The organism is Shewanella sp. SR43-8 (assembly GCF_014163775.1).
Classification (GTDB): domain Bacteria; phylum Pseudomonadota; class Gammaproteobacteria; order Enterobacterales; family Shewanellaceae; genus Shewanella; species Shewanella vesiculosa.
In genome coordinates this window covers 141,366-153,478 of sequence record NZ_JACJDX010000006.1, presented here as the reverse complement: position 1 = coordinate 153,478, position 12,113 = coordinate 141,366, and the positions used below count along the sequence as shown (strand labels likewise).

The 12,113-nt window shown below is 40.7% G+C and carries 13 protein-coding genes; 10 read left to right on the top strand and 3 right to left on the bottom strand.

From position 1 onward, the window contains the following. The first annotated feature begins 18 nt into the window (after positions 1-18). From H5114_RS09465 to H5114_RS09440, 6 genes are all read left to right on the top strand, one after another. The gene (locus tag H5114_RS09465) at positions 19-867 is read left to right on the top strand and encodes an alpha/beta fold hydrolase (protein ID WP_182722790.1); all 849 of its coding nucleotides are present in this window, start codon (positions 19-21) and stop codon (positions 865-867) included. A gap of 110 nt (positions 868-977) precedes the next feature. Continuing rightward, positions 978-1,604: a carbonate dehydratase gene (can, locus tag H5114_RS09460; protein WP_124015924.1), complete on the top strand. Its 627-nt coding sequence runs from the start codon at positions 978-980 to the stop codon at positions 1,602-1,604. Between the two features lie 169 nt (positions 1,605-1,773). After that, positions 1,774-2,958, top strand: coding sequence for an 8-amino-3,8-dideoxy-alpha-D-manno-octulosonate transaminase KdnA (kdnA, locus tag H5114_RS09455; protein WP_124015923.1), 1,185 nt, complete (start codon positions 1,774-1,776; stop codon positions 2,956-2,958). A gap of 71 nt (positions 2,959-3,029) precedes the next feature. After that, positions 3,030-4,100, top strand: a complete 1,071-nt coding sequence (gene kdnB, locus H5114_RS09450; protein ID WP_182722789.1) for a 3-deoxy-alpha-D-manno-octulosonate 8-oxidase KdnB — start codon at positions 3,030-3,032, stop codon at positions 4,098-4,100. Between the two features lie 87 nt (positions 4,101-4,187). After that, entirely contained in the window at positions 4,188-4,925 is a 738-nt protein-coding gene (gene kdsB / locus H5114_RS09445; RefSeq protein ID WP_124015921.1) for an 8-amino-3,8-dideoxy-manno-octulosonate cytidylyltransferase KdsB, read from the top strand. 73 nt (positions 4,926-4,998) lie between these two features. Further along, complete coding sequence (locus tag H5114_RS09440) at positions 4,999-5,232, top strand: DUF2897 family protein (RefSeq protein ID WP_182722788.1); 234 nt, start codon at positions 4,999-5,001, stop codon at positions 5,230-5,232. A 150-nt stretch (positions 5,233-5,382) separates the two neighbouring features. Here H5114_RS09440 and H5114_RS09435 read toward each other — a convergent pair whose 3' ends face one another. Both H5114_RS09435 and H5114_RS09430 read right to left on the bottom strand, forming a co-directional pair. Continuing rightward, positions 5,383-6,465, bottom strand: a complete 1,083-nt coding sequence (locus tag H5114_RS09435; RefSeq protein WP_124015919.1) for an AI-2E family transporter — start codon at positions 6,463-6,465, stop codon at positions 5,383-5,385. A gap of 23 nt (positions 6,466-6,488) precedes the next feature. Next, complete coding sequence (locus H5114_RS09430) at positions 6,489-6,710, bottom strand: sulfurtransferase TusA family protein (protein ID WP_124015918.1); 222 nt, start codon at positions 6,708-6,710, stop codon at positions 6,489-6,491. A 163-nt stretch (positions 6,711-6,873) separates the two neighbouring features. Here H5114_RS09430 and H5114_RS09425 point away from each other — a divergent pair, with 163 nt between their 5' ends. The 4 genes from H5114_RS09425 (at position 6,874) to H5114_RS09410 (ending at position 11,249) form a co-directional block, all read left to right on the top strand. Then, a complete protein-coding gene (locus H5114_RS09425) occupies positions 6,874-8,307 on the top strand; it encodes a M48 family metalloprotease (protein ID WP_259395270.1) in 1,434 nt (477 codons plus the stop codon). Positions 8,308-8,404: 97 nt separating this feature from the next. Continuing rightward, complete coding sequence (gene arsC, locus H5114_RS09420; protein WP_182722786.1) at positions 8,405-8,761, top strand: arsenate reductase (glutaredoxin); 357 nt, start codon at positions 8,405-8,407, stop codon at positions 8,759-8,761. An 11-nt stretch (positions 8,762-8,772) separates the two neighbouring features. Then, positions 8,773-9,150, top strand: a complete 378-nt coding sequence (locus H5114_RS09415) for a DUF2069 domain-containing protein (RefSeq protein ID WP_124015915.1) — start codon at positions 8,773-8,775, stop codon at positions 9,148-9,150. Positions 9,151-9,299: 149 nt separating this feature from the next. Further along, positions 9,300-11,249, top strand: coding sequence for a hypothetical protein (locus tag H5114_RS09410; protein ID WP_182722785.1), 1,950 nt, complete (start codon positions 9,300-9,302; stop codon positions 11,247-11,249). A gap of 96 nt (positions 11,250-11,345) precedes the next feature. Here H5114_RS09410 and hda read toward each other — a convergent pair whose 3' ends face one another. Beyond that, the gene (gene hda / locus H5114_RS09405) at positions 11,346-12,056 is read right to left on the bottom strand and encodes a DnaA inactivator Hda (RefSeq protein ID WP_124015913.1); all 711 of its coding nucleotides are present in this window, start codon (positions 12,054-12,056) and stop codon (positions 11,346-11,348) included. Positions 12,057-12,113: the final 57 nt, after the last annotated feature.

The window sequence follows — 12,113 nt, the reverse complement described above, 5'->3', positions numbered from 1 at the left end:
CCTTTATATGAGTCTGTTATGTCCACTTTAATGCCCCATAAAATGATTGATAATCAACCTCTGTATTACGTGGATCAAGGCCATGGGCCTGTGGTTATTTTTTGCCATGGTTTACTCGCCTCCAGTGCCATGTGGCAAGGACAAATTGATAAATTATCGTCACAATATCGTTGTATCGCCATCGACTTTTGGGGCCATGGTCAAACAACCACAGTCCCTGACAATACCCAAAACCTACAAGATGTGGCCCAGCAGGTATTAACATTAATGGATATGCTTGATATTGGATCGGCAGCTATCATAGGTCATGGTAGTGGCGGCGCGATTGCTGCAGAAGTTATTTTACAAGCACCTGCACGTATCCATGGGTTAGTGATGTTAAACAGTTTTGTCGGATTCGAGCCACAAGTTAACTGCATAAAATACCAAGGACTCATGGCAAAAATTGCCAATGAACAAACGATCTCAGCTGAACTTGCACAAACTATTAGCGGGTTATTTTTCAGTAAAGAGATCCAGCAATTGAGTCAACAAGATGCTAACCTTAGTACTGTAGTGGCGCAATTCAATACACAACTAACCACTTATTCAAGCGCACAACTTGCGGTATTACTTAACATGGCCAACATGGCTATCTTTAAACGCGATACCTTAGAATATGTTGAGTTACTGACTTTACCCACATTAATCGCAGTCGGCTTAAGTGGCTATTTGCGTACCGCATTGGAAAGTTATTTAATGCATGATTCTATCGATGGCAGTCAATTATTGCACATTGAACAAGCGGGTCATTTTGCTAACATCGAAAAGCCAGCCATTTTCAATCAGCATCTTATTGATTTTTTGAGTAAAGTTAATTTTAATTAATCACATCAATGGATAGACCAGATCGATAGGCATTGCTGATATACTCGTAACAAAATGACATATAGCCTGTAATGACTTACAGGTTTAAAAACGACCTAATTCGAGCATCAATGAAACTTCTTAAACCATTATTTGATAATAATCGCCGTTGGGCAGAACGGATCAGTAGAGAAGATCCTACCTTTTTTGCTCAACTGGCAAAGCAACAAAACCCAGAGTACTTGTGGATTGGATGCTCAGATAGCCGTGTGCCATCAAACCAAATTATCGACCTCCTGCCCGGTGAAGTATTTGTTCACCGTAACATTGCTAACATGGTTATTCACACTGATTTAAATTGCTTATCTGTATTGCAATATGCTGTTGATGTGCTGAAAGTAAAGCACATAATGGTTGTTGGTCATTACGGCTGCGGTGGTGTTAGGGCTGCAATGAATAAAGAACGATTAGGTTTAATTGACAATTGGCTTGGTCATTTACGCGACATATACCGTATTCATCAAGACGACCTTGAATCAATGACTGAGCAACAACGTTTTGATCGTCTGTGTGAGCTTAATGTCATCGAACAAGTGTCAAATGTGGTATCGACTAATATCGTTCAAGAAGCCTGGGATCGTGGTCAAGAAGTCGCAATACACGGTTGGATTTATGGGATTGATAACGGATTGCTTACTGATTTAGACGTGACCATTGACCGTACAAATGGCCGTGTTAATGGGCAAAATCTAGCATAACTGTTTAATCTATCTTCATCTGCTGTTTTAATTGGCCTGTTATTTAGCAGGCCTTTGTTTATTGTTATTAAAAATATGCAATAAAAGTCGCGAACCACTACTGAAGAACGTTATAATCAAGCCGTTTATTTAGCGCTACTATGCGCAGAATTTTTAGGAGATGATTTCCATGCCTGGTTTTGAATTATTTGGTCCTGAGGAAAAGCAGGAAGTTGCTGATGTAATGGAGAACGGTTTTACCTTCCGTTATAACTTCGACCATATGCGCAATGATCGCTGGAAAACCCGCGACATGGAGCAACTACTTTGCGAAAAGATGAACGTAAAACACGCTCATTTAGTATCAAGTGGTACTGCTGCATTACAAACTGCAATGGCAGCAGCAGGCGTTGGTGCTGGTGATGAAGTTATTGTGCCTCCATTTACCTTTGTCGCCTCTGTTGAAGCCGTGTTTATGGCCGGTGCTGTGCCTATTTTTGCTGAAATTGACGAAACATTATGTTTATCTCCAGAGGGCATTGAAGCCGTTATCACACCACGAACCAAGGCAATAAACCTTGTTCATATGTGCGGCTCTATGGCGAAAATGGACGAAATAAAAGCCGTGTGTAAGAAGCACAACTTAGTGATTTTAGAAGACGCATGTCAAGCTATCGGCGGCAGTTATAAAGGTCAAGCATTAGGTACAATTGGTGATGTGGGTTGTTACTCTTTTGACTCAGTCAAAACCATCACCTGTGGTGAAGGTGGCGCAATTGTCACTAACAACAGCGATATTTATAACCATTCGCACATGTTTTCTGACCATGGTCATGACCACGTCGGCAGTGATCGTGGTGCAGAATCACATCCTATTATGGGGTTGAATTTCCGTATTTCTGAAATGAATGCAGCCATGGGTTTAGCGCAATTACGTAAGCTTGATAAAATCATTGCCATTCAGCGTAAAAACAAAAAAACTATCAAAGATGCTATGGCTTCTATTGCAGAAATCACTTTCCGTGAAATTCCTGATCCTGAAGGCGATTCTGCTGGCTTCTTAACATTTATGATGCCAACAGAAGCGCGTACCCAAGAAATTAACCAAAAGCTGGCTGCCAACAAAGTTGATGGCTGTTTTTACTGGTATGTTAACAACTGGCATTACCTTAAAAACTGGAAGCACATCCAAGAACTCAAAGCACCGGCGGCGTTACCGATCATGCTAATTGCTGATCGCCCAGATTATACTAAGGTGCTGACACCTAAGTCTGACGCTATCATGAGCCGCACAATTTCTATGCTGATCAAGTTATCTTGGACAGATGAGCAAATTGCTGAGCGTATTGAAAACATCAAACGTGCTTTTGCCTAGTCTAAACACCTCTGAGCCTGTAATGGCTCAGAGCACTTTTTACAGTACTTATCTCAATGGAGACTGTTGTAATGAGTTTTAAAAATTTTAAATGCGTACCAAAAATGATTTTCGGCCGTGGCTCATTCGTGCAACTTGATGTTGTACTAGGTCAAGAACGCAAAGAAGCTAACGATTTTGTGGTCTTTTTAGTTGATGATGTTCACCAAGGTAAGCCACTGGCTGACCGCGTACCAACTAAAGCGCACGACTTACTGATTTACGTAAACGTAGATGAAGAGCCCACCACCGAACAAGTTGATGGATTAACGGCTCAAGTTAAAGCCTTTAACACGACATTGCCTGTAAGCGTAGTCGGTTTAGGTGGCGGTTCAACCATGGATTTAGCTAAAGCGGTATCGTTAATGCTAACTAACCCAGGCAGTTCTTCAGAATACCAAGGTTGGGATTTAATTAAAAATCCTGCTGTACACCATATTGGTATTCCAACAGTCTCTGGTACGGGTGCTGAAGCATCTCGTACAGCAGTATTGTGCGGCCCGGTGCGTAAACTCGGATTAAACTCTGACTACACTGTATTTGATCAAATCATTATGGACTCTGAACTTATTGCCGGAGTACCGACTGATCAATGGTTCTATACTGGTATGGATTGCTTTATCCATTGTGTTGAATCATTACAGGGGACTTATTTAAATGAGTTCGCTAAAGCATTCGCTGAAAAATCGATGGATTTATGCCGTCAGGTGTTCTTAGACGACCACGCAGAAAAAGATGACAAGCTAATGATGGCATCTTATATGGGCGGTATGAGCATTGCTTATAGTCAAGTGGGGGCATGTCATGCAGTGTCTTACGGCTTAGGTTATGTGCTGGGCTATCATCACGGCATTGGTAACTGTTTAGCTTTTAATGTGTTAGAAGAATTCTACCCAGAAGGCGTAACTGAATTCCGTAAAATGATGAAAATTCATAACATCACTTTACCTAAAAACATCTGTAAAGACTTACCGGATGAGACTATCGCTAAGATGGTTGCTGTGACCAAGAGCATGGGCCCACTTTGGGACAACGTGTATGGTAAAGGCTGGGAAGAAAAAGTTACCGACGAAATGCTGACTAAGTTGTTCCGTCGTATATAATACACGATAGATTCAATCATAAAGGGCTCTTATGAGCCCTTTTATTTATTGTCTACACCATAATCACTACACAAATAGGTCATATTAATGAACGTTACTCTATTAATCCCGGCACGTTATGGTTCAAGCCGTTTCCCGGGCAAGCCGCTGGCCCCGATTAATGGTAAACCCATGATCCAACATGTTTACGAACGTGCTTCTTTAGCCAAAGGTGTCGATAATATTTATGTTGCCACTGATGATGACCGCATTAAACACGCGGTAGAATCTTTTGGCGGTAAAGTTGTTATGACTAGCCCTGAAGCTGCTTCTGGGACCGATCGTATTAATGATGCTATTGAGCAACTGGGTCTTAGCGATGACGATTTAGTGATTAATTTACAAGGTGATCAGCCACTGATTGATCCTATCTCAATTGAGCAAATCATTAGCCTATTTGAACGTCATCCTGGTGAGTTTGAAATGGCGACGTTAGGATTTGAAATTGTCGATAAAAGAGAGCTAGATGACCCAATGCACGTTAAAATGGTCTTTGATAATGACTATAATGCATTGTATTTCTCACGGGCTCGGATTCCTTTTGGCCGTGATACCAACGACTACCCTGTCTATAAACACTTAGGTGTTTATGCTTACACAAAACGTTTTGTGAATGCCTTTGCTAAGTTACCTTTAGGTAGACTTGAAGATCTGGAAAAATTAGAGCAGCTTCGCGCTCTTGAATACGGCCATAAAATTAAAATTGCTATCAGCGCATTTGACTCACCAGAAGTTGATACCCCTGAAGATATTCGCAAATGCGAATTGCGCTTAGCTGTCGACTAACTAACATGTGTTAATCTAGTCTGAGTACTAAAGCAATAAGGCGATAAATACTAAGGTTAAACAGGAGTTTTCCATGAGTTTAGAAGGTTATGAAGTATGGCTAATTATTATTTTAGTCATCGGGATTATCGCGAGTAATATTGCAGTATTAAAATATTCAGCCAAATTTAAGATGCCTCAGTTTGGAGCACAAAAAGATAGCACCGATAAAACCGCACCTAAAGACAGCTCACAACAAGCAACTGATAAACTTAATCAACAACCTTCTAGCGAAGACGATAAAGACAGTAAAGATAAGCCCCTATAGTGCGAATACAATAACGTCATCTAAGCGCGGTTTTCCTGCAACACATACGGCTATTTTCATCGTTCATCAGCACAGCGTATTTAGTCCATAAAAAAAGCTAACACCATAACGGGTTAGCTTTTTTATCACTCAATTGAGGATCTTCAGGGGTTATTCACTGTCGAACGAGACTCGTTGTTGCTGTTGGTTATTGGGCCAAGCATTGATGACCGCTTTAACTAATGATGCCAGCGGTATTGCAAAGAACACGCCCCATACCCCCCATAAGCCACCGAAGACTAATACAGCCGCAATGATCATTACCGGATGTAAATCAACGGCATCAGAGAACAATAACGGTACCAAAACATTACCGTCCAACGCCTGAATAATGCCATAACCTAACATTAAATAACCAAATTCAGCACTAAAGCCCCATTGAAAAAATGCCACTAACGCAATCGGTAAAGTCACTAATGTTGCCCCGACATAAGGGATCAACACAGATAATCCGGTCAACACGCCAAGTAACGCAGAATAACTTAGCCCCATAATCGCAAAGAAAATATAACTGGCTACGCCAACAATAACAATTTCAATTACTTTGCCACGAATATAGTTAAAAATTTGCTGATCCATTTCAAACCACACTTTTCGCGCTAAACCGCGGTTAGTGGGAAAAAATCGTTTACTACCATTTATCAAATAATCTTTATCTTTCAAAAAGAAAAATACCAACAATGGTACTAAAATGGCGTACACCATTAACACCAGTAATGATGCTGAATAACCAAGAATTTGTTTACCTAAATCAATAATATGCTGCGTATCGAGCATCTTTTTGATTTCTTCCATCATTGAATCAAGCTGCGGAGCACTGATAAATTGAGGGTAATCGGCACTAAATTCTCTAACCAGCAACATACCCTTATCGATCATAGAAGGTAAATCAGTTACCAATGACACCCCTTGGCGCCATATACTGGGCACTAAACCAAACATCAAAATAATCATTAAGCCTAAAAACACCACCAAGACGATTGACGCCGCCATCGTTCTGCTTATACCCAATCGCGACATTTGTGCTACTGGCCATTCAAGTAAAAAGGCTAGTACCAAAGCAACGAGCAATGGCGCAAGCAGACCAGAACCAAAGTATAATGCCAAACCAATTCCCACAATGATAAACACTAAGGTGATGGCTTGCGGGTCACTAAAACGGGTTTTGCACCAATCAGTTAAAAATTCCAGCATTGAAGAACCTTATATATACAATTTCAATTTGTTTTGGTGATGATAAATGATAAGCAGTGCGGTTGATCAGCAATGATTTCAATATCAAAACCCATTTTTTTTATCAACAAGGGAACATCTCGGCGTGAACCGGGGTCTGATAACAGTACATGTAATTTTTCATCTACATCCATGTGCCTCAGTAAAAGTTTTACTTTTACCAAAGGATAGGGACAAACATAAGGTGTTAAATCAATTAAAATCATTATCAACTTGCTTTAAACAATCTAGGGCTATTATCCTAGCTTGAACAATAAACCACAAGCAATGTAACTTAAGCAAACTTGTTGGTTAAGCTTAAATTTTCAATTCAATCATCATTAAAGGTTTCGCTTGAGCAAATTATCATTATCGACCTTTTCAAAAACACTGGCCGCGAGCGCAATTAGCGTACTATTTGCCGCCAGTATTGGCCACAGTTTTGCCAATAATGATCTTCCAGATCTGGGTACGGCTGCAGTTAATACCTTTAGTTTAGAAAAAGAAACCGTTTACGGTGACGCATACATGCGGGTTATTCGTTCTTCTGCCCCCGTATTAAGTGATCCGGTGCTAAGTCAGTATTTATCAGAACTGGGTAATAAGCTGGTTGCTAATGCTACAGGAGTCAAAACACCGTTTTATTTCTTTTTACTGCGCAATGATGAAATTAACGCATTTGCATTTTTCGGTGGTCATGTTGGCGTTCATACTGGCTTATTTTTAAATGCTGACAACGAAAGTGAATTGGCATCAGTACTTGCACACGAAATTACTCACGTAACTCAACGTCATCTTGCGCGCTCACTTGAAGCACAAGAGAAAAGTTCTACGGCTACTATTGTGGGTATGTTAGGCGCAATTTTATTAACCATAGCAGCCCCTCAAGCAGGTATGGCTGCACTAGCGACAACCCAAGCACTGTCAACACAAGCAAAAATTAACTATACCCGCTCAAATGAGCAAGAGGCCGACCGTATTGGCATGCAAACTCTTGTTGATGCAGGGTTTGATCCCAATGCTGCCGCCACATTTTTCGGTCAGCTGGCTATTCGTTATCGTTTTACCACCACCCCACCACAAATGTTACTGACGCATCCATTACCAGAGTCTCGAATTACAGAAGCCCGTAACCGTGCGGCTCAATACGCTAAACGATATGTACCTAACAGCCTTAACTTTCAATTAGCCAAAGCGCGTATCCAAGTGCGTTTTTCAAGTTTAAGTGACGATGCGGCATTATCTTTATTTGAACAACAACTCAAAAAGAATGAATATACTTTTAAAGAGGCTGCTCTCTACGGCAAAGCGCTGGCACTTTTCCGTTTACAGAAATTTGATCAAGCTGAGGTCATCATTGATGACTTGCTTAAGCAAGATGACAATAATTTGTTCTATATCGATACCAAAACAGATTTATTAGATCAGAAAAAAGACTATACAAATGCCATCGCATTATTAGAAGCGCAACGGAAAATAAAACCAACTTCACAGGTGATCAATACTAACTTAGCCAATATTTATGTGCAGGCTGATCAGCCCCAACAAGCCATTCCGCTTTTAGAGGAACTGATATTTTTCGATAAGCAGAATATGCTGCCTTATCAAATTATGGCTGATGCGTACCGCAAGTTAGATAACAAAGCCCTCGAGTATTACAGTAATGCTGAATTTATGGCCTTATCAGCTAACTACAAGGGAGCGATTGACCAACTCAACTATGCTTATCGCTATTCAGATGGTAAAACCTTACAACTGGCAAGAATTGAAGCAAGAATAAGACAATTTAGACAAGCTGATAGGGAAATGGAGGCGTTAAAGTAGCCGCAATAATTTAACCTTACAAGCCATTCTTTGATAGAATGATGGCAAACAATAAATGAATTTATTGTTTGCCATTTTTTAATGACGGACTCTAAACATGACAACCTCAAAAACAATTATTTACCATAACCCGCGCTGCTCAAAAAGCCGTGAAACCTTAGCATTACTGCAGGCTAATAACGCCGATATCACAGTCGTTGAATATTTAAAGACGCCGCCATCCGCCACGGAAATACAGACCATGTTACAGCTTCTGGGTTTAACGGCGCGCCAGCTAATGCGAACCAAAGAAGATGAATATAAAAGCCAACACTTAGCAGATGCATCCTTATCAGAAGCGCACCTTATTGCTGCTATGGTGGCAACACCTAAGTTAATTGAACGCCCAATTGTGCTAGCCAATAACAAAGCTGCTATTGGCCGTCCTCCTGAAAATGTTTTGTCTATTCTGTAACGAGTACCATAATGACTTCCCAAACCTTGTTTCAACTAAGCCGAATCGGTTACCTTGCGTTACTCCTACTGCTTAGCGGTTGGTTTATTCAACAAGGCATCAATGGCACCTATTCGCTAGGGTTCAGCTTAATATGGATTGTACCTTTATTATTTCCGCTAAAAGGTATTTTAACTGGTAATCCTTATACTTATGCATGGGCCAGCTTTATTCTGTGTGTGTATTTATTGCATGGCTTAACCCTGGCTTACATCACTACCGATGCGTTTGTGTTTGCGGTGATTGAATCAGTACTGATTGGCATTCTATTAATCACTTTTCCATTTTATGCCCGCAAGCGAGGTAGAGAGCTAGGATTAGGGCTAAAGAAAAAGTCTGAGCAACAATAAACCACCTTCATTTTTGTTGTTTATCTAAGCGCTTTCGGGCGCTTTTTTGTTGATTGCATTTAAACAAGACAGCATGCTACATTTATTCGTTAACAAGATGTTGCATAGTGTGTTTTTTAATAACAACAAAATAATCATGGAGTGGTTTAATGACGTTATCGCGAAAATTAGGGCCCTACAGCCTTTTAGCCTGTGCGATGTTAGTTAGCGCATGCGGAGGAGATTCAAACAATAACGATCAAGGTACGCCTACCTCATCCGCTTTCGAAATTTGCAGTGAAAATATCACTTACTCTATTGCCGACACAAACTCCCAACTGACTTTTATTGTTGAACACCATTATGCCAAAGACAAACCCGGTAGCATTATTGCCAATCTCAATCAACAAGACAGTATTGGTAAAATATTTTTGTGGCAGCAGATTTCAGGACCAAGCCTTGAACTTACAGCAGTCAATAGCCAAGTTTTAGCATTCACACCGACAAGTAACAAAGATTACGCTTTTAAGGTGACTGTCTCTGGCGATAACATCAGTTTTGAAGAAACGGTATCCATTACTGCCGATTCAGGTGACAGTATTTTACGTATTAACAGCGATCATCAAATGGTCAATAGAACTGATGCGAGTTTACGTATACAGAATATTAACGGCCAAGTACCTGAAAATATTAGCTGGTGCATGTATCCTAGTGATAATAATAAAGCCTTTACCAACGTGGATTTAAGTGACATTACTAGGCCACTGTTTGTTGCGCCAAACGTCGATACCGATCAACTCTTCAGTCTTAAAGCCACGGCCTCATTTGATGGCCAAACGATCAGTGATGACGTCAATTTACTCGTAACCAAAGAAAAAGCGGCCCCAACGGATGCCTACTTCAGTTACCCCGTTGCACGAACGCACGCTTACAAGCCTGACTCACCTTATGCTAACCAACTGGCCTCTTGTGTTTACTCCAATCAATTCGTTGAGCCATGCAATATTGTTAATGTGCTGCCCTTCATTAGCCAAGATACTAAGCCAGACCCGATTGATACTATTATGGACAGAGTACTCGTTTCACACGACTGGATGGCCGTAAACTTTGAAGCCTATTTACGTGCACAAACTCACAATGATTTTGTAGAATTGCTGCAATCAGTGACTGCTATCGTCATCAGTTACGATATTAGACCGGCCTTTTATGCTGGTTATATAGGAGCAATATATTTAGACCCTGAATACCTGTGGCTAACTTCAGCACAGCGAGATACGATTAATGAAACGCCTGATTATCGTAGCAACTTTGGTGAAGAGCTTAATTATCTCTCGCCATATCGTTATGTCAAAAACAACGATTATGCTGGTCAATATATAGAAATAGGCAATCGTACTAACCGTACCATGGAGAATATGTCTTCTAATCTAGCCAGGCTCTTATATCACGAACTTGCTCATGCAAATGATTATTACCCACAAAGCATACATGCCAATATTCAAGGTCCAACCTTAAAAGAAGAATATCAACGTCGATATGAGGCTAATGCGATGACCTCTGATCAACTCAACATCCGCTACCCATTAACCAGTACTGAGATGTATGGTCTTGCAAACGTTAATTACTCTGGCGAGTCAGCAAATAATACCCAAAAAGCTTATACACCGAGTGACGTCGCACAATTTTTTGCCAACGATCTTGCCAACGATGACTATGCTTATTCATCAACACGAGAAGATGCAGCGATGCTATTTGAAGAAGTGATGATGAGCCATCGATATGGTATTTTGCGTGATATCGCGATTACTGACAAACCAGAAGTTGCCACAAGTTCAACCATTGTGGTTGAATGGGGTCAGCGTGGCCGTATCGGCCAACCTGAGTTATATGATCGTGCCAGCTATGTTGTGAGCCAAATGTTACCTGCAATAGAGGTAACACAAGTGATGGATGGTTTACCCGCACCTGTGGCGTTAATTAACGGTCTGAGTTGGGCACAAAATTTAGTGCTAACAACTGATCCATCAAAATCATCACAGAAAGTCTCATCTCAAGCTGAACAAAACGCTGTTGACCCTCGACCATTACAATTTAGTGGCAATGATCATCTGCAGCAATAAGTTATTAACTCTCTAAACAAAAACGCCAAATGAATTCATTTGGCGTTTTTGTTTATCTAATAGGATAGACTGACAACGATAATTTTTTATAAGTAATTATAGTCTAAGCATCTCTTTTATAAAGGGAATAGTCAGTTTTCGCTGATGTACCATAGAGGCTTTATCGAGTTTATCGAGCACATCAAACAAGGTGCGTAAATCACGAGCCATACGTGTGAGTAAAAAACGCCCTACTTCATCAGATAACTGCAAGCCACGCATTGCCGCACGGCGTTGTAATGCAAGCAGTTTTTCATCATCAGCCATAGGTTGCAGTTGATATATGAGTCCCCACTGCATTCGAGAAACCAAATCGGGCAGTAAAAAACCCGTTTCTGAAGGTGAGGCTTTACCGCTCACAATCAAACGACAATCTTGTTGCTCTGCAATACGATTATACAAATGAAAAATGGCTTCTTCCCATACAGGGTGACCCGCTATCGCTTCAACATCGTCAATACAAATCAAGTCAAGCGATTCTAGGCCCTCAAACAAGGCCGGAGAAATACTTGCGTGAATGCCAAGTGGGATATACAAAGTACGGCGGTCTAAGTCGTTAGCATGTGCGCAAGCAGCATGCATTAAATGTGTTCTGCCTGACTTTTCGGGACCATAAAGATATAAAGAAGAAGCCAAGGATCCCTCAGCACTGGCTTGAAGTTTTTGGATCAACTCGTCATTACCCGAAGCGGGGTAATAACTCTGAAAAGTTTCATCGTCAGGTAAATAAACGGGTAAAGATAATTGTCTTGGTGAGTTTTGTGTCACTCAGATAGGTCTCAAAATCATAAACGAACTAACATCATTATACCTAAGTGAGTCCAT